13 protein-coding genes and 2 tRNA genes are annotated in these 20368 nt (G+C 37.8%); 5 read left to right on the forward strand and 10 right to left on the reverse strand.

The window, feature by feature from the left end:
• The 6 genes from I6751_RS05535 to I6751_RS05560 form a co-directional block, all read right to left on the reverse strand.
• The coding region (locus I6751_RS05535; protein ID WP_196599012.1) for an IS3 family transposase at positions 1–224 on the reverse strand (224 nt) is incomplete at its 3' end.
• Between the two features lie 77 nt (positions 225–301).
• On the reverse strand, positions 302–601 hold the full coding sequence (locus I6751_RS05540) for a transposase (protein ID WP_196599013.1): 300 nt from the start codon (positions 599–601) through the stop codon (positions 302–304).
• An 86-nt stretch (positions 602–687) separates the two neighbouring features.
• Positions 688–2412 (reverse strand): AIPR family protein, encoded by a 1725-nt coding sequence (locus tag I6751_RS05545; RefSeq protein ID WP_196592473.1) that lies wholly within the window; start codon positions 2410–2412, stop codon positions 688–690.
• An 84-nt stretch (positions 2413–2496) separates the two neighbouring features.
• Positions 2497–5568, reverse strand: coding sequence for a type I restriction endonuclease subunit R (locus tag I6751_RS05550; RefSeq protein WP_196592472.1), 3072 nt, complete (start codon positions 5566–5568; stop codon positions 2497–2499).
• Positions 5569–5570: 2 nt separating this feature from the next.
• Complete coding sequence (locus I6751_RS05555; protein WP_196599014.1) at positions 5571–6905, reverse strand: restriction endonuclease subunit S; 1335 nt, start codon at positions 6903–6905, stop codon at positions 5571–5573.
• Positions 6902–8632 (reverse strand): type I restriction-modification system subunit M, encoded by a 1731-nt coding sequence (locus tag I6751_RS05560; protein ID WP_196592470.1) that lies wholly within the window; start codon positions 8630–8632, stop codon positions 6902–6904. The genes I6751_RS05555 and I6751_RS05560 overlap by 4 nt, the downstream gene beginning before the upstream one ends.
• A gap of 314 nt (positions 8633–8946) precedes the next feature.
• Between I6751_RS05560 and I6751_RS05565 the strand changes: the two genes are divergently transcribed.
• Positions 8947–10734 carry a phosphoethanolamine transferase gene (locus I6751_RS05565; RefSeq protein ID WP_231038012.1) on the forward strand — a complete coding sequence of 596 codons (1788 nt, stop codon included), beginning with the start codon at positions 8947–8949 and terminating at the stop codon, positions 10732–10734.
• Positions 10735–11073: 339 nt separating this feature from the next.
• On the opposite strand, the gene I6751_RS05570 is transcribed toward I6751_RS05565, so the two are convergent.
• The 4 genes from I6751_RS05570 to I6751_RS05585 form a co-directional block, all read right to left on the reverse strand.
• Positions 11074–11149: transfer RNA gene (locus I6751_RS05570), tRNA-Ala, on the reverse strand.
• Positions 11150–11156: 7 nt separating this feature from the next.
• A tRNA-Ala gene (locus I6751_RS05575) sits at positions 11157–11232 on the reverse strand.
• 192 nt (positions 11233–11424) lie between these two features.
• Positions 11425–12384, reverse strand: coding sequence for an L-lactate dehydrogenase (locus tag I6751_RS05580; protein ID WP_462139396.1), 960 nt, complete (start codon positions 12382–12384; stop codon positions 11425–11427).
• A 30-nt stretch (positions 12385–12414) separates the two neighbouring features.
• Positions 12415–12849 carry a MarR family winged helix-turn-helix transcriptional regulator gene (locus I6751_RS05585; RefSeq protein WP_196592468.1) on the reverse strand — a complete coding sequence of 145 codons (435 nt, stop codon included), beginning with the start codon at positions 12847–12849 and terminating at the stop codon, positions 12415–12417.
• 270 nt (positions 12850–13119) lie between these two features.
• Here I6751_RS05585 and I6751_RS05590 point away from each other — a divergent pair, with 270 nt between their 5' ends.
• The 4 genes from I6751_RS05590 to I6751_RS05605 all read left to right on the forward strand — a co-directional run bounded on the left by I6751_RS05590 (position 13120) and on the right by I6751_RS05605 (position 20363).
• Complete coding sequence (locus I6751_RS05590; RefSeq protein WP_231038011.1) at positions 13120–14346, forward strand: efflux RND transporter periplasmic adaptor subunit; 1227 nt, start codon at positions 13120–13122, stop codon at positions 14344–14346.
• Between the two features lie 13 nt (positions 14347–14359).
• Entirely contained in the window at positions 14360–17515 is a 3156-nt protein-coding gene (locus I6751_RS05595) for an efflux RND transporter permease subunit (protein ID WP_196599016.1), read from the forward strand.
• Between the two features lie 93 nt (positions 17516–17608).
• Complete coding sequence (locus I6751_RS05600) at positions 17609–18226, forward strand: hypothetical protein (RefSeq protein WP_196592466.1); 618 nt, start codon at positions 17609–17611, stop codon at positions 18224–18226.
• 193 nt (positions 18227–18419) lie between these two features.
• Positions 18420–20363 carry a heavy metal translocating P-type ATPase gene (locus I6751_RS05605; RefSeq protein ID WP_196592465.1) on the forward strand — a complete coding sequence of 648 codons (1944 nt, stop codon included), beginning with the start codon at positions 18420–18422 and terminating at the stop codon, positions 20361–20363.
• Positions 20364–20368 lie beyond the last annotated feature (5 nt).

Below are 20368 nucleotides of genomic sequence, written 5' to 3' on the forward strand. Positions count from 1 at the left end.
AGACCTAATGATTTCATATATTTTCCAACTGTACGGCTTGCAATAATTTCACCGTTTTGGCGCAATTTCTCAGTGATTTTAGGGGCACCGTAAATTTGCTTTGATTGGCTATAAATTGTGGTAATTTCTTTTTCTATACGGTTGCGGCGCTGTTCATTTGCAGAGACTTTGTGATTTACAAAGCAACGGTAGCCAGAGCGGGACACACTCAGAAAATGCAGCATTCCGGAGATACAAACACGGTGTCCTGTAACTTTTGATGTTTCTATCTTCGCGGAAATTTCTATATAAATAGAGGCCGTTAATTTTTGCCCAGAATGCTGATAGCTTTTTTTAGGACATCAGGCGCGTCAGTTGCATCGCGTAATTGGCGTTTGAGATGAGCAATTTCCTTTTGTTCATCAGAAGAATAATTGCCAGAGCCTCTGACAGGGACATCTCCATGGTTTTGTTTATATTCATGGCGCCAAGAACCTAAAGTACTGAGGCCAATGCCTAAATTTTTACAGCATTGTCTTTGTGTTAATTCAGGATGTTCTATGACGTATTTGACGGCATTTATTTTAAACTCTTTATTATGCTGCTTTCCGCTTTCTGACATGATGAGTTCCTCCTATACTGTAANCTCCTATACTGTAATTTTATTTTAATATTTTTTAGGAAAATTCTCATTTTATTTTGCTCTATTTATATACTAGCACCAGTTGAATTATATCTTTCGGTTAAACTGGATACCTTTTCTTGCATTTTAGTAAAAATAGCTGTGCTTTTTGTCAAAGCAGATGTATTTGTATCCTTTTCAGCAGAAATAATTTCACGATTTATAAAAATGGCATCAATTATCAAATCTTTTGTTGTTAAATTTTCTAATTTTAATAGTGCATATTTACGCTTTAAATTTGCAACAGTATTTAATAATATAATATCGCCAGTGTTCATATAAAGGAATTCTTCTATATTTTGCAGTAAACATTCCTGACTAACTCCAATATACATTGCAAATTCTTGCTTGTTAGAATTTCTACGGGTTTTCCTATACATTGTCAATACTTCTGAAATTTCATTATATGTAGTTATTGCTTCAATAACTTTATCGGCAGAAATATCACAAAGTAAATCTTCTATTTTATTTTTATCAAATAAAGCACCCTTTCCACGTTTTGCAACATTAGCATATTTGTTAACCCAATAACCTACATAATATTGGATTGCCGTTTCTAATTGAATAACTTTCTCCGCTCCGATTGGTTTGCCGTGATCGTGCATATATTCATATTCATTAACTTGTCGTTCGAGAAAATATCCTTTTTTTAATAACTCTTTCTGTAAATCACGAACAATTGAATGATTTGCAATAAAATAACTGTCTTTGATATGTGTTTGTGAGTTTAAATACTCTGTTATTTTCATTCTTTCATTATAACTAGATATTTCTATAATACGTACTAACACATAAACTGCCTGATTTAAATTTCCTTTTTGTTTGGCATTGTATAAAACATTAAGTGTTTGACATCCATTAACTACAGAAGCACCCTCTAAAATAATTTTATTGGCAGCAGGGCTATTACTAGCTTTATCGCATATAAAAACAATGCCATTATTATAAAAATAGAACATATTTGCTTGATCCGTTGAAGTAGCAGTTCTTGAAATTCCAACATTTATATTAGATCCATACTCAAACAATCGAATATTTTCATCAAAAATCGTTGCCATGTTATTTGAAATAGCCTTAACAAGGTCCACCCCATTCACAAATCCTACGTAAGAACCAATTGCACGTTTGTCTATATTATATGCCGATGACATTTGTTTATAAGTGAGTGTGATTTTTATATTATTTTTTCGATTTAACTTTTCATATATATTAGAAATCATATCTCTGTCATGATATACGATGTCAAGAGTACTTCCAGTATTGTTACGAAATTTTTCTGCCAATGTTTCAATAACATCTTTATTAGCAACAATACCCTTATTGTAGCTTACAAAATATATTTTAAAATTGGTGATTTCTGCATTTTTTAATTGCTCTTTAAAATCACGAAATTTTAAATTACTCCCACTGTATGTCATTTCATTATCAATTAATGTCGTAAATCCATTCCATGTTTTTAATATATCTCCCTGTGATATTTCATTGTTATTATTTTCCTTTTTTGATGGAAATTTAAATTGCAATACTGCAAGTGCATTATCCTCTTCATTTAAAATAACCGCATCAATTCCAAGATCTCCGTCACCATCAATTATGTCTTCCGCAATTTGTTGCTCATTCAATTTATAATATCTTTGCAAATACCAATGAGCAAATGCTATGGAATTATTATTATATTCATTTTTGTTTTTTATAATTTCTAACTGTTCGCGAATCTTATTATAATAAGACTCATATTTTGTAATAGCCATGATATTCTTATATCCTCCATTTTACATTATCTAATATAATAATTTAAAATTACATACGAAAATTATTATATTCAACTTACTTAATTAGTATATGTCGTCTTTTTCACTATCGCTATGCTCAGCAACATACTGATGAACGTTATCAGGCAATGGATATTCATATGACATTCGCAGTCGATCATAGAGTATACCTCCAATTGTGCCAGCCACTTGTTTCATCATGTCCGGTTCAGAGAACATTTTCACGAAGAATTCATCATTCTGCTTATATCGTTCTACTGCTAAATTGGGGAATTCTTTATTAAACAGGAGCATAAATGTTTTGAAATCGTTATGCTGTGCATATCCCTGCCATTCTTCTTTAGCTGCGTAATCGCTTTCTATTTGCAGTAGTACTTTATCCATTTGTGTAAAATCTGTACCATATTTAGTATTGATCTGCTGGATAAGTTCTGTCAGTGGGTCTTTTTTGCGTTCTTTATGACCGGTATTCCCCGTAATAGAATGGAATCCCTGTTCAGAAGGTTCCAATTGAATCGTACCTTGAAATCCTTTTTCCAATTTATAATATTCCAACAGCACTTTATCATCAATATTGATTTTTTCAGAACCTTCCTTCGGAAGCTGGGTATACAAAAATTTCGCATATACGCTGAATATATGAATGTCCTTATCAAACATCCGGCACACTTGTGTAATAAATGCATAAATACGGTTAAAGCGGGAAAGTGTGGTCTTGAATGTATCTTTTTGTTCCTGGGTTAATGTATTATATCGATCTACCGCCGGGGTAATTGCTGCTTTTAGTTTACCCAGATCGCCTTCTTTTTGTATGGCGGAATAAAAGAAGATTCGGGCGCAGGTATCTATCTCTATTTGCTGATATACTTTAAATCCATCCAAGGTGTTTTTGATATCATAGATAACATTGGGATCAGTTGCTTCATCCAATACAGTTTCTTCATAATATGGCTTGAATGCTTCCTTGATTTCTTCTGCCGTATTTACGAAATCCAAGATAAATGTGTCCTCTTTATCGCGCATGATACGGTTCAGCCGGGAAAGTGTCTGTACTGCCTTGATACCTGACAGCTTCTTATCGACAAACATCGTATGCAGCAGTGGTTCGTCAAATCCGGTCTGATATTTTTCCGCAACGATCAGCATATCATATTCATCTGTATGGAATGCTGCCGGAAGCGCATTTTCTTTGATTGTTTCTCCTGACTTTGTACAATTCATTTTTTCTTCCGTATAAGATTCCCCACGGTCATGGACTTCACCGGAAAATGCAACGAGTACGTCAAGATCTGTATATCCTTTTTCCTTGATCTGTCGCTTGAATTCCAGCAAATACCGAACAGCGTGCAACCGGGACGGGGTAACCACCATTGCTTTTGCCCTGCTGCCGATACGATGTTTGGTGACGCTGCGAAAGTGTTCCAGCATGATCGTTGTTTTCTGCGCAATATTATGCGGATGGAGTGAGGCAAAGTTACGGATTGCTTTCAGACCAGTCGTTGTATCAAGCTGCGGATCATCCGGGATATTTTTGATGATTTTATAATACAGTTTATATGTCATATAGTTTTGCAGTACATCAAGAATAAAATGTTCTTCTATCGCCTGTCGCATGGAATAGATATGGAACGGATGATAGGTTTTGTCTTTATACTTCGTACCAAACATCTGCAGCGTTTTATTCTTTGGGGTAGCTGTAAATGCAAAGAAGGAAAGGTTATGATGATTGCCGTGAGCTGCCAATTGCTCCAATAATTTATCTTCGTCATCTTTTTGCTTTGCTTCTTCTTCATTTTCCAGTTTGGCATATTCTTCCAGTACAGCGTCAGTATCGGCCAGGGCACGTTTCAATTTTTGCGCTGCCTGTCCTGTTTGGGAGGAGTGGGCTTCATCAACAATAATAGCAAAGTTATGCTGCCCGGCATCCACTTCTTTATATATAACCGGGAATTTTTGCAGGGTAGTAATGATAATAGCAGTACCGTTTTCAATTGCTGCTTTTAATTGCTGCGAATTTTGGTCAATTTTCTGTACCACACCAGATACATGGTCAAACTGATAGACTGTATCCTGCAGCTGTTGATCTAGTACACGACGATCCGTTACGATTATTACTGATTGGAATATTTTTTCGTCCCGGTTATTGTGAAGGCCGGATAAACGATATGCCAGCCATGCTATAGAATTGGATTTACCGGAACCGGCACTATGTTCAACCAGATAATTATGGCCTGCTCCATTTGCTTTCACATGATATAGCAGTTTGGTGACAACGTCCAATTGATGATAGCGGGGGAAAATAATACGTTCAGATAGTATATTCCCTGTTTTTGAGTCCTTTTTTATTTCCAAGTTCATGTATTTATGAAAAATTTCTAACAATCGGTCTTTACAAAGTACCTGTTCCCATAAATATGCCGTGTCATAACCGTCGGGATTGATGGGATTGCCCTTGCCGCCGACATTTCCCGCTCCGTTGCTGCCTTGATTAAATGGAAGGAAATATGTATCCGGTCCCTGCAGCCGTGTTGTCATATATACATTGGAAAGGTCGACTGCAAAATGAACGAGTATTCTGTTCTTGAACGCAAAAGCAGCATCGTTTCCGGCTCGGTCAAATCTATATTGGTTAATGGCATTGGTCGTATCTTGTCCTGTAAACTGATTTTTGAGCTCCAGGGATACGACAGGAATACCGTTCAGGAATAGAACGATGTCGATACTATTTTCGTTTTTCAGAGAATAATGTAACTGCCGCGTGCAATGCAGGATATTTTGTTCATACTGCTTATGCGCCATTTCATTCATAGTAGTTTCCGGTTTCCAGAATACAACACGAAACATAAGGCCGCGGTCTTTGAATCCCTGCCTGAGAATATGCAGCAGGCCTTCTTTCTTTACCGTATCGCAAAATCTATGGATAAGTTGTTTTTCGCTATCTTGTCCATAGATAGAAACATACTTTTTCCATGTATTCGGCTGCGATGTCTGTATAAAGGAAAGAAAAGCAGCAGTATCCAGCGCCAGTTTGCGATCAAATGAATGAGGATCACCAACGCAGTATCCACCATGCGTACATAATGAATGCTGGATATCTTCTTCAAACTGTTGTTCTGTTACATTAAGCTCTGCCATTATTACACCTCTTTCTTGCCGGTAACAACTTCGTAAATCAGGGACTTTTTATATTCTGTAAGCTTATCTATTAACGTTTGTTTTTTGGATATTGTGGCATCTATAGTAGAACAGCGGAAATCAAGAAAAGATATAATTTGTTTTTGAGTCTTACGTTTTGGGAATGGTATTTGTATTTCTTTTAAATCATGTTGAAACAAATGAGGAACCCCCATACCATCTTTTAACAAATTAATATAAGCCTTAAACATGCTGGATAAAAAATAATAGTATAAAAACTTACCATTGAGACCATCTATCGCAGTTATAAGGGCAATAGAACCATTAACAGTAGATTCTTGTGGCATTTCTTTAACATATGCAACTTTACCAATACCGGCTCCATCTTTTACTAAAAGCACATCACCAATCGCAAGTTTAATTTCTGGAGATTCATCATATCGAAATTGATCAATATAATTAACGTCAGAAAAATCCAATCGATTATTAGCAACATTAAACGCTGACAAAAAAATATATCCCATATCAACATATTCATCAGCCTTTAAACCACGCCATCCTAATCTTGCTCTTATATAAGATGTATACTTTAACTTTATTATCTGCCAATCCGCCGGGATATCACCGATCCATCCCACGCCGCTGCCCTTCATCGGTACATCTGGGTCCAATCCTTTAGTAACGACTTGCGTAATCATTGATTGCTTATATTCCTGTAGTTTCTTGATAACTGTCTGCTCTTGGGATATCAGCGTGTCGATTTTAGCGCAACGGTCATCAAGGTAATCTGTAATATGTTGCTGTTCAGAAATTGATGGCAATGGAATGAATACATTTTTAATAATAGTTGAATTCAGCCCGGTCATAATTGTTCCGTTCGAATTATAAACTAACTGCTCGAAGACTATGTTACTATTATCCTTATCATAGACATATTCAAAATAATGAGGAAGTATTTGACTGTTTAATTTAGTCTTTAACAAATGAGAATCCATGATACCAGGCATTTCACCATCTGGCATAATTTTACATTTGCCAATAGTTCCCATCATAGAAAACAAAATGTCTCCAGCAGAAATAGCGTAATGTGATAACTGGCAATATGTATTGTCCGAAATATAGTGACGTCTAATTGAAAAATCATCTTTGATTAAATTGGCTTGATTATATATGACATAAGGCCCTTCTCCTAATGTTTTGCCACGTAATGCACTACCAAATGGCCCTATTTTTAATCCATTGTTACCATTTTGAAAAACATATTTTGCCTTTCTAATACCCCAATTCGCCGGTATTTCCCCAATCCATTCCACTCCACTGTCCTTCATAGCTCTCATATGTCAAATATCTCCTCTAAACTGCCTTGCAGTTCCGTTTCGATATCCAAGATTTCGACCTGGATTTCTTCCGTCGGACGCGGAGCTTTATATTTGTAGAAATAGCGGGTAAATGGTATATCATAACCGACTTTGGATTTCTTTTTATCTATCCATGCATCAGGTGCGAAAGGAAGCACTTCCTGTTTGAAATATTCTTCTATATTTTCTTTCAGTGGGACGTTTTCTGTATCACGCAGATTTTTATCCGGCTGTTTCTTGCCGTTTTTCAATAAGAGTTCATCATGTTCATCACGCAGAGGACGTTCCACAGTTATTTTTGTATAGCCAAAATCTTTTGTGTCAAAAATCTTGCTGATTTCTGTTTCACTGAATTCTCCATACAGCTTTGTGATAGCATCGATTGCCTTTTGTGAGATATCATTGCGCTTATTTCCCAGTGATTTGCGACGCTTTTCATAACACTGGTTAGCATTTATCAACTGTACCTTGCCTTCCCGTTTAGTTCCTTGTTTTCTATTCGATAGTACCCAGATATAGGTAGCAATACCTGTGTTGTAAAAAATATCGTTAGGAAGTGCTATGATCGCTTCGAGTAAATCATTTTCCAAAATATATTTACGAATTTCCGAAGGACCGCTGCCGGCATCACCAGTAAAAAGTGGGGAACCATTTTGAATAATGGCAATACGGCTGCCGCCTTCATTTGTATCTTTCATCTTGGCTATGGCAGTAAGGAGAAATAGCATCTGTCCGTCACCCACCGCCGGCAGCCCGGGGCCAAAACGACCGGCAAATCCCTTCTTGGCTTCCTCTTCTATTGCCGCTTTTTCATTCTTCCATTCCCGTCCGAATGGGGGATTGGAAATAATATAATCAAAATGCTGTCCTTTAAACTGATCGCCTGTCAGTGTATTGCCATCCTTTATAAAGCTGGCATCATTCCCCTTTATCAGCATATCTGCTTTGCAGATGGCAAATGTTTCATCGTTAAATTCCTGTCCGAACGCAAGCAGCTTTGTAGATGCATTAAGTTTGTGGAGATAGGATTCGGCTACAGACAACATCCCGCCTGTACCGCAGGCCGGGTCGTATATAGTTTTTGCTGTACCGTTACCGGATAATACATCGTTATCATCATTAAAGAGGATGTTTACCATAAGCTGAATAACTTCACGGGGCGTATAATGCTGTCCGGCATCTTCGTTATGAGCTTCAGAAAAACGGCGGATGATTTCTTCGAATATGTATCCCATCTCAAGATTGGAAATGAGGTTCGGATGCAGATTTGCCTTAGGGGTAGTAAATTCTTTGAGTACTATGTATAAAATGCCTTTTTCTGCCATTCGTGTGATTTGCATATCAAAATTAAATTTAGCAATTATATCCTGTACATTGTCCGAGAATCCATTCAGATACGCACGAAAGTTTGTTTCTATATTATCTGGATCTGCTGCCAATCGTTCAAACGTATATTTGCTTGTATTATAAAAATCATGTTTAGCTGCACTTTGCAGCAGTACATTGCGCATCGGCAATTTTTGCACTTTTCCATATTCTGCTACCACCGCATCTTTTGTATCAGTAAGAATACAATCAAACCGTCGTATAACCGTCAGCGGTAAAATAACCAGCCCATATTCATGCGGTTTATATACCCCTGTCAGTTTATCAGCGATGGCCCATATTAAAGATGCTTTTTCATTTACATTTGAACTCAATCCCATGCATATAACTCTCCCATCTGCTGTATCCATATATTTTATTTCTATTCTACCGCAAATACGAAAGAAATGCGATAATCTTAAATAAATACCCCATCATAAGGATATGTAGTCAATTCAGATTTTATTGTGGTTCTCTAAAATAGAGATTTTGAGAACATGCTGATGGAGGCGTTTATTCGATTCAAATTATTTAACGGCTTATATAGGACAGCTTTATTTATTATATATAAAAAGACATAGCATGCTTAATAGAGGTATTATATCTTTTCTGTTTAATTATATTAATTATCAGAATAGAAAGTAGAGATATATTATTGAAAACACGTATTATAGATGATAAATTTATAATTCCATTTTTAGTTTTTTATTTCATGACAATTTGCTTCTACATAAGTATTAAAAATCTGATTGTTCCTGTACTATGCTTCTTGCCTGTAGTACTTATATTGCATTTTTTCCAGCTGACAATAGGTGATAAGCTCTTTTCTCGTATTTATTTCCCCAATATTTTTATAGCAATGATGTGGATAGTTACATTTCCCTTATTGTATTTTTTTTCATATGGACAATATGCCCCGGTTGTTCCGGCATGTATGGATTTGCTTTTGGGGGTAGGATTGTTCGTTTTTTTAACGTTAGTTGAAACCATATTACCTTTAAAACAGGCTAAAGTTACAGCTATAATTTTTACTGTTATAAATTTTGTATGTCTAGTAATTCCATTTTTAGAGTGGGCATATTATTTAATATTTTGGCATTGTCTGACACCGGCTAGTTTGATGGCGGTTTATTTGACAAATATAAATGAAAGTATTGATTTCGTGCAGGTCAATCTTAAATTGAATATTGTCATATTTATGGGCATGCTCATTATATTTATTTATGCTGCATATAAATGCAACAGAGTAATAATTGCTAAAACACAATTTAGTTATTTTTCTAAAAAACAAAAAACGGCATCAATTTTTTTACTTGTTCTTATGATAGTATATCTTTATAGTGTATTCCCGCATAATTCTATTATGTTAAATTGGTTGGATATATCGAACTATATGAACCAAACTCAGCGATATACTACAGAATATAGTAAGAGATATGATGATCTTATTCTTGATAAAAAGGAAACTTTAGCACAAACGGTACCGGGCACAGTTATTTTAGTAGTAGGTGAATCGGCATCACGCAACTACATGAAAGCTTATACGCCTGATTTTCCCTTTGATGACACTCCATGGCTGCAACAATGCATGAATGATGATAATTTTATAGTATTTCGTAATGTATATTCCTGCTGGGTACAGACCGTACCAGTAATAGAACGTGCATTGACTGAAGCTAGTCAGTATAATAAAAAGAAATTTTTTGAATCCTCATCTGTGCTTGATGTTGCTAAAAAAGCCGGGTATAAAACATACTGGTTCAGTAATCAAGGTAAATACGATGAGTACGATGGAGCGATAACACTTATAGCAAAAACAGCTGACCATTCCGAATGGATGGATGATTCGTACGTATTTACGGAAAAATATGATGGATCTTTGCTACAAGCTCTTCCCAAGGTTGATCCAAATAAGAATAATTTTATAATTATCCATTTAATAGGAAGTCATTTTACTTATGCAAACAGGTATCCGGCAGAGTTTGAAAAATGGAAAGGTAAGGGGAAAATATCAGCTGATGATTCATATGCTAATAGTATTCTTTATACAGATTATATTTTGTCGCAAATATTTGACTATGCAAGTAATAATATGCATTTGCAAGCCATGATGTATTGCTCTGATCATGGTGAAGATATGAAGATTACTCATAATCCGGATAATTTCAAATTCGATATGGCACGTATTCCTATGTTTGTCTATCTATCGCCGGAATATCAGAAAAATTTTCCTATACAAACAAATATATTACGAAATAATGAAAACCAATTTTTTACTAATGACATGCTTTATGATACAATATGTGGTATTTTAAATGCTGCATCCAATCATTATGATGCCGGACAGGATTTTTCTTCACCGCAGTATCGTTTCAATCTGCAAAATTTGACTACTATGCTTGGACAGAAAAAATTGACAGAAGATCCATATCTTAATAATTAATAAGGACCGTCGCATTAACAGCGTTGACCTCATAGGAATGTGACATACTACCGCTACGCGGGTGGATAAGGGGAGCAGAATATTGCACCTTTATGGATAAAATGTAAACTGAATAATTATTATTCATTAACATATCTTTAGTGGAATAATTTACATTGAATATTTTTTTATCGAAAAAGTGGAATGATTTTTGAATTAAAATATAAATATTTACTTACAACAAAAAACCGGTAGGAAAACCCTACCGGCTATTTTTAATGTATGAAGTTTGCTCCCAAATTGCTCCCAGTTACCTTTTGAACAAATTGTTACCAAGTATCATAAATTCTTTATTCGTAATGGTGGAGACGAAGGGAATCGAACCCTCGACCTCTTGAATGCCATTCAAGCACTCTCCCAACTGAGCTACGTCCCCAAAACTTTGGTGGAGATGAAGAGGATTGAACTCTCGACCTCACGGATGCGAACCGTACGCTCTCCCAGCTGAGCTACATCCCCACATTTGTCGAAAACCTCTTGACACTGAAAAATATTATAAAACATTATGTGATTAATTGCAAGTAAAATATTTGTGTATATAATATGTTGGAAAGTAATATTTTATTTTACATATTGCTATGTGTTATTATACTATTATATTATAGTAATGATAATGACTTTGTAACCTATCTGATTGGATATAATAAAAACTTAAATCAGATTGTTAGCTTTTAGGACTTCTTTTATACTGTTGGAGCTTTTATATAAGGCCTCAATTTCTTCTTCAGGCATTTGGATGGCAAGGCGTTGTTCCACACCGTTTTCACCAATGATACTGGGCAGACTTAAAGCAACATCTGACAGGCCGTATTCACCGTTCAAGGGGGCGGATACAGGGGTTATACAGCGGGCATTGAAAAATACGGACTTGGCTAGATAACAGGCACCCATTGCTATACCGGTGTTTGTCCAGCCTTTTGACTTGAGTACATCATAGGCTGTTTGTACAACTAGGTCAGCTGTTTTGGCTTTATTGAAAGGCATCTGGTGATGATAATATTTATCTAGATCAGGCAGACGTATACCGCCAATGCTGACGGTGCTCCAGGCAGGAAAAGCTGTGTTGCCGTGTTCACCAAGCATAAAACCTTGTACATCTTTGGCATTGATATTGTAATTATTGGCAATAATACGTTTGAGACGTAATGTTTCCAGTGTAGTACCTGTGCCCACGAGTTTTCCCGGAGTGTAGTCAAAACGGGTGGCAGCAAGATAGGTAGTGATGTCTAATGGATTTGTTATCATGATAAAAATAGCGTCACGGGTGTAAGTGGTGACTTCCTGCATGATTTCACCAATAACTTTTATATTGCGTTCGGCCAGTATCAGCCTGTCTAATTTTTCATCGGGCATGATACTTGGTCCACCGGTGCAGATTATAACATCGGCATTCTTACATTCTTCGAATCCACCCGAGCGTATGGTAATATTGGGACTGCAGGCTGCAGGTGTTGCATGAGTCATATCTAATGCTTCTCCATGTGCTTTTTTCTTATTGATGTCAATACAGACTATTTCTGCAGCTAATTCTTGTGCCACAGCCTGTGCGAGTACGGCTGATCCTACATTACCCATACCAATAATTACTAATTTGTGCTTTCGCAATATGATTATCTCCTCTAAATGTAATAAAAAAGTAAATTAATGTAATATTGATATTTTACCAAATAAACGTATTAATGTCTGCAATGAATTGTCAAATTCTTTAATTTCTTCATCGCTTAGAGTCGATAATGTTGCTTCTAAGTGGGATTTTATTTCATTTTGGTGGGCTGTTATGAAACGACGTCCTTTTATGGTTATTTTGATCCTTATACGACGGTGGTCTTTGGTGTCAAGAAATCTCTTGACAAAACCGTCTTTTTCCAAGCAATCTAATAAAGGGGATAATTGTTGTTTTATTATTGATAGTTTATGCACTATTTCGGAAAAAGTCATGCTTTTTTCATCAGCTAGAATTGCCAGAATAGCGAATTGATTAATAGGCAGCGGAGTGGCAAGACGGCGAAAGACACGGTGACGCATCAAAAAAAGTACTTCAAGAAAATCATTGGAAATTTTCTGCTTGTTAGTCATTATGATATCCTTTCATTTTATTGATAAATTCTTGACTTTTCAATAAATATACTATACTATAATGTTCATTGATAGTAAATATTTATTTACTATAGATAGCTGTGCCTTATGGAAATATTATGCAGATATTATAGAAGAGATTATAAATATGAATCATAGTTTTTCAGATGGCTTGGCTAAACGGAGGAATAAGCCGTTGTTGATACAGCAACGGTTTTGTTCAAAATTTTAATATGGTGAGTAAAGCTGCCATATGTGGAGGTAAAGAAATTGTTATCAAAAGGCTGGTTTAAAATCATTTGCATTTTTACACTTGTATCAACGACTACTTTAATATTTTTTGGTTGTGGCGCTAAACAACAAAAACCAGCTGCAGGCGCACAGGTGAAGGCGATGGCTGCCATCCAACAGGATACGCCATTGATTTTTGAATATGCTGGTGAGGTGAAGGGAACTAATGAAGTAGCAGTTCAATCACGTGTTTCCGGTTCGGTTGTGGACAAATATATCCACGGCGGTGAACAAGTTTCTGCCGGGCAGGCATTATATCGCATCGATGGGGGAAATTATATAAGTGCCTTGAATCAGGCAAAAGCCACGCTGGCACAGTCACAGGCACAGCTAAGTAATGCTCAGCAGGATTTATCGAGGTATACACAGCTGATAAACAGTGATGCTATTTCAGACCAGACATATACCAATCAGCAGCAGACAGTAGCTGCATATCAGGCAGTGGTTGAAGCCAATATGGCGCAGGTTAATAAAGCACAAAAAGACTATGATGACACCATAGTGCGAGCACCGATTGATGGACGTCTCGATGTTAATGACGTGGCGACCGGAGTATATGCAACAGCAGGAAATACTACTCTGGTTACTTTAGGAACGGTAAATCCCGTTTATGTGCAGTTTAGCATAAGTGAAAATGAATATTTGAAGTTTAACAAAATTTTCAATGGTAATTTTATCGGTAAAGAAGTGAGCCTCACTTTGAGTGATGGCAGCGATTATCCTATTACCGGCAAGATTGCTCAGATAGACCGTTCAATGGGCACTGGAACCTCAACAGGTACGTTAACTGTTAAAGCTTTATTCAATAATCCAGATACATTGTTAATGCCAGGGATGTTTGCCCGGGTGAAATTGACCGGTGAAACAGTAAAAGATGCTATACTTGTTCCGCAGCGTGCAGTACAGCAGCTTTTGAATAAATCGTTTGTAATGATTGTCGGGGACGACGGTAAGTCTGTGTCAAGAGTAGTTACATTGGGACCTAAGGTAGGTAGTTATTATATTATTCAGGATGGTATAAACCCAGGGGATAATGTTGTCGTTGAAGGTCTTACGAAATTGCGTGAAGGCGTGCCGCTTAATGTCACCACGGTGACTGCTGATCAATTAGGACTGTCCTTGACATCAGGTGATAATACCAGTGCTGATGCCGGAACAGACAACAATGCAGACAGCGATTCTTCCGGTTCCGGACAGAATCAGTGAGGAGTGATGTAATTTGGCAAGATTCTTTATTAACAGGCCGATTTTTGCCATCGTTGTATCGCTTATAATAGTGCTGGTGGGCCTTATTTCGATGTTTAGTCTGCCGGTGGCGCAGTATCCGCAGATATCACCACCGACGATACGTGTCAGTGCTACGTATAATGGGGCGAGTGCCAGTATCATTAATGAAACGGTGGCCCAGATAATTGAAGAACAGGTCAATGGTGTTGATGGCATGGACTATATGTCATCGACGTCAAGCGACACTGGTGCATATAGCCTGCAGGTAATTTTTAAATTAGGCACTGATGGCGATATAGATTCAGTAAAAGTGCAAAATAAGGTTGCCGCAGCCAATGCCAGCTTACCAAGTGATGTGCAGACAAACGGTGTCACGACGACAAAAGCGTCTACCGATATGGCAATGATATTTGCATTGTACTCACCGGATGGAAAATATGACAGGACTTTTTTGAAAACATATGCTGATGCTTATTTAATAGATAAAATCAAACGTGTGCATGGCGTTGGGGATTTAACTGTATGGGGTCCTGACTACTCAATGCGGGTTTGGGTAAATCCGGCAAAATTAGCTGAACTGGGCATGACAGTATCTGATGTCGTAACGGCTATTAAAGAACAAAATCAACAGGCTCCGGCAGGTAATATCGGTGGTGCACCGTCACCGCAGAATCAGGAAACTCAATACACCGGTAAGGTCAAAGGTCGGCTTAGTGATGTCAATGACTTTAAAAATGTGATAATACGGACCAATAAAGATGGTTCATTGGTAAAACTAAGTGACGTGGCTCGTATAGAAACAGGGCCGAAGGATAATAGTGTTACCAGTAAATTTGATGGGACCAATGGTGTCGGTATGGCTGTTCAGCTTACCAACGATGCTAATGCAATGACGACAGTCGCTGAAGTAAAGAAAATTTTGGCGGAATCGGCAATTGATTTTCCACCGGGCATGGAATATAAAACAGTAGTCGACAATACTAATTACATTCATGAGTCAATCGTTGAAGTGGCAAAAACGTTTGCGGAAGCATTGATTTTAGTTATGGCAATTATGTATTTATTTCTGCAGAGCTGGCGGGCAACATTGATTCCAATGCTGGCCGTTCCGGTATCGCTGATTGGTACATTTGCCACATTTGTTGTGATGGATTTTTCGATAAATACGCTGACATTGTTTGCTATGGTGCTGGCCATTGGTCTGGTTGTCGATGATGCTATAGTCGTTATAGAAAACGTCGAGCGGCATATCAGTGAAGATAAACTGGGAGCAAAAGAGGCAACCCAGCGGGCAATGGATGAAGTATCCGGCCCGGTAGTAGCAATAGCATTTACACTGGCATCGGTATTTGTCCCGGTAGCTTTTTTAAGTGGGATGACGGGGATATTATATCGCCAGTTTGCATTGACTATAGCATTTTCGATGGGCTTGTCGGCTTTCATAGCACTTTCCCTGACACCGGCTTTATGCGGCATGCTTTTAAAACCACATGATGATAATGCTAAACCAAGCAGACTGACAAGGTTTTTCAATGCATTCAATAATTGGTTTGAAAAAGTTACCCGTGGCTACGTGAAAAAGGTTGGGTTGTTTATTGGTAAGGCCAAATTTTGTCTGATATTTTTAGTTATTATTATTGGGCTTATGGGCTGGCTGTTCAAGACGCTGCCATCAACCTTTGTACCTGATGAAGATCAGGGGTTCTTTATAGCCTCGATAAATTTACCGGAAGGTACATCGCTTAATCAGACACAGAAAACGGTTGATGATTATGCGGATCAGTTGCAAAAAATTCCTGGAGTGGCAGACGTAATGGATGTAACCGGGTTTGATATATTGACAAGTTCAACAAAATCGAGCGGTGGCGTTGTATTTGTCGGACTTAAACCTTGGGATGAAAGAAAAACACCTCAGACGCAGATTAATGCAGAAATAGGGAATGCTTTTAAACTGGGAATGGGATTTCCGCAGGCCTCTATTATTGCGTTGAATCCACCGGCCTTGCCTGGTCTGGGCGCATTCGGCGGGTTTAATATGCAGCTGGAAGATATGAGCGGGCATACTGATGAAGAATTGAATGAAATTGCCCAGAAAATAACAGCGGCAGCTAATCAGCGGCCTGAACTGCAGAGTGTTTATACGACTTTCCAGATAAATACGCCAAATTATCAATTTGATATTGACCGTGAAAAAGTTAAAAAATTAGGAGTAAGTCTTGATGATGTGTTTAATGCATTGCAAATTAACTTTGGTGGGTATCCGGTCAATGACTTTAATAAATTTGGCAAGACCTATAAAGTTATGCTCCAGGCTGATACGAGTTTTCGTGGTGAAGTGGATTCAACACGGTTTATTTTCGTAAAAAGTTCCTCAGGACAGCTTATTCCGCTTAATACACTGCTTAAACCCAAATTGGAATCAGCACCTACTACAGTAACACGTTTCAATGCGGCTAAGAGTATAACCATACAAGGAAATTCAAAACCTGGCTACAGTTCAGGACAGGCAATGACAGCTATTCAAGAAGTAACGAAACAAATCGCTCCGTCTGGATTTGAAACAGAATGGTCCGGGCAAAGCCGTGAAGAACAAAAAGCAGGCAGCAGTACGGTTCAGGTCATGATACTGGCACTTGTATTTGTATTTTTGTGCTTGGCAGCTTTATATGAAAGCTGGAGCGTTCCATATGCGGTGCTTTTGTCTGTTCCGTCAGGAATATTCGGGGCATTGCTGTCAGGGATGCTGTTGAATCAGCAAAATAGTATCTACATGCAGATAGGCATTATAATGCTGATTGGACTGTCAGCAAAAAATGCAATATTGATTATTGAATTTGCCAAAGTCAGGGTTGACAGAGGCATGCCGGTGATAAAGGCAGCCATGGAGGCCGCGCAGCTTCGACTGCGGCCAATATTGATGACATCATTGGCGTTCATCATCGGTTGTCTGCCACTGGCAGTGGCAAGCGGTGCCGGGGCAGCTGCCCGTAATAACATGGGGATTGCTGTTGTCGGTGGGATGTTTATTGCCACGACCTTTGGTATATTTCTCATACCGGTAATGTTTGTAGTAGTTGAGAAGGTAGCTGCCTTCTTTACGAAAAAACATGAAAGTCATAAAAAGAAAAATCCGGATGAATACATGTAAGCCGTAATACAAAAATATAGGGATGCTGTGGCGTCCCTATATTTTTTCGCGTAAATAAGCTATAATAAAGAAATGTGATAGGAGGGAACAATAATGAAGATAATAAATATGATGAAAATAGTTGCCGGTATTTTCCTTGTTTCAATAGTTTCGGGAATGGCTTTACCTGCACAGGCACTGGCTTATACCTACGTAAGTAAGGAATATGGCTATAGCATAGAATGTCCTGAAAAACCATTGGGTGTTATTCCTTTGGTAGATCCTGAACAAAAAGGCGAAGTGCTAGTATTTAAAAATGAGGGTTATAATATTTTAAAGGGATGGATAATTGCCACAAATGCTTTTGATACCAATCAAGTTCCTGATTTTGATAAAATGACAGCTGAGGATTCGCAAAAATATAAAGATAGGTTGAAGGAAAATAGAGGCTATCAGATAGTCGAATTTATTTCATTGCATGGACATAAAGTATTGTATGCTGTGGGAGCACCAGATGTATATGTGGACTCTAATAAAAACGATAAGACTGATATAAAACAGCAAACCAGTCAGCGTATAGAAACATACATTCCAGGCAAAAAAACAAATTATGTTATTGTGTTTTTCCAGTCAGGGGAAATGAGTAAGCAAGATATAACTGATTATCAAAACGGATTACTGTCTTTTAAGGAAACTGCTGACGTAAAAGCGGTGACTGATGCTGATAAATAGTTAAATGCGTTTTAAAATTTGAAACAGCAATATAGGAATTGATACATGTGCGTATGACAACAGCTGGTATAATTCCGTATATTGCTGTTTTTTGCAAATTTATATAATATTTAGTTGTAGACTAACAAAATGGATGCTATAATATTTCATATGAACAAGTATTCATATAATAATATATAACGGGGCGATCAATATGTCAGCAGAGAAAAAAGTGAAAAAAAACTGCTTCATATATTCTGAAAACGGAGCGGCAGGATGTTCATGCTGTCATCATGACAGTAGGTTCGTATATGAAAAGAAATGGTATAAAAATCGTGATTTTTATGAAATTATGCTGGGGACGATAGTATTTGTTACAGCGCAGTGGATGGTTTCGTATAGCTCATTATATCAATTGATTTTATTAATTATGGCATACCTTATACTGGGGCGGGAAATATTGTTAGCTGCTGTAACAAATATTTTAAAGGGACACATTTTTGATGAAAATTTTTTAATGAGTATTGCTACACTTGGAGCTTTTGCCATTGGTGAATATCCTGAAGCTGTCGGTGTGATGTTATTTTTTCGGATTGGGGAATTTTTTGAAGAAAAAGCGGCCAGCAACAGTCGCAAACAGATAATAGCAGCTGTTGATATGCGTCCCGAAACAGTTCTGCTGCTGGATGAAAATGACACTGCAAGATCAGTGCCGGCTGAGCAGGTTAAACTTGGAGATATTATATTGGTGAGACCCGGTGATCGAATACCACTTGACGGACGCATTGTCGAAGGCAGCAGCCAGATCGATACTTCACCGTTGACCGGTGAAATAAAACCATGGGATGTTTATAGCGGCAAGGATGTTTTGTCAGGCTGTATAAATAAATCGGGAGTAATAAAGATACGGGTTGAGAAGATACTTGAGGACTCAATGGTTTCGAGAATACTGGAATCAGTGCAGAGCGCATCCGCTAATAAACCGCGAATTCAGCGTTTTATATCACGTTTTGCCCAGATATATACACCGTTTGTCGTGGGAGCGGCTGTCATGCTGGCAGTAATTCCTTCTTTGATAACCGGACAATGGCATACATATGTATATATTGCCTTGACGTTTTTAGTAATAAGCTGTCCATGTGCGTTGGTACTGAGTGTTCCGCTTGCATTTTTTTCTGGTATAGGGGCGGCGTCACGGCAAGGTATTCTATTTAAAGACGGGGCAGCAATAGAGGCTTTATCGCAAGTAAAAACAGCGGCACTGGATAAAACAGGAACAATTACGCAAGGTGTGTTTGCTGTGCAGCAGATACAAACATATAATGGATTTTCATCAGATGAGGTACTGCGACTGGCTGCAGCGGCAGAATATGCATCGGTGCATCCGCTTGCAGGTTGTATTGTGAAAGCGGCACAACAGCTTCATTTAGCAGAAAAGCGAGCTTCTACAGTGCGGGAAATAGCAGGAAAAGGAGTTGTGGCTGAGGTAGAAAAGGAAGAAATAGTTGCCGGTAATCTGGCGTTGATGAGGGAAAAAGGAATTGATGTTGAAAATGCAGTGGAAGAAACAATAGTTTATTTGGCAGTATCAGGTGTATATGCCGGCTGTATTATTATGGGAGATAAGTTGAAGGATGATGCAGGGACGGCACTAAAAAAACTGCAGCAGTTATCAGTAACTGCGGTTATGCTTACAGGTGATGCTGAGGAAGGTGCATTATCTGTTGCCGCAAAAGTTGGAATAAAAAAGATATACAGCAAGCTTTTACCAGAAGATAAGCTAGCAGCTTTACAAAAAATACGTTATGAAAATGGGAAAGTATTATTTGTTGGCGATGGTATTAATGACGCACCGGTCTTGGCCAATGCAGATGTGGGAGCTGCTATGGGATCAGGGGCGGATGCGGCAATAGAAGCTGCTGATATAGTGTTTATGACTGCAAAAGTAACAGCAATTCCCCAATCAATAATTTTAGCCAGATCAGTGCGCAATATTGCAGTTCAGAATGTGATATTTGCACTAGGAATTAAACTGTTAGTAATGCTTTGTGGTATTTTGGGATATGCTTCTTTGTGGAGTGCCGTATTTGCCGATACTGGCGTGGCAATGCTTTGCGTTTTGAATTCAGTACGCATATTATATAAAAAATACATATGAGAAAG

The sequence above is a fragment of the Pectinatus frisingensis genome (assembly GCF_015732285.1).
Classification (GTDB): domain Bacteria; phylum Bacillota; class Negativicutes; order Selenomonadales; family Selenomonadaceae; genus Pectinatus; species Pectinatus frisingensis.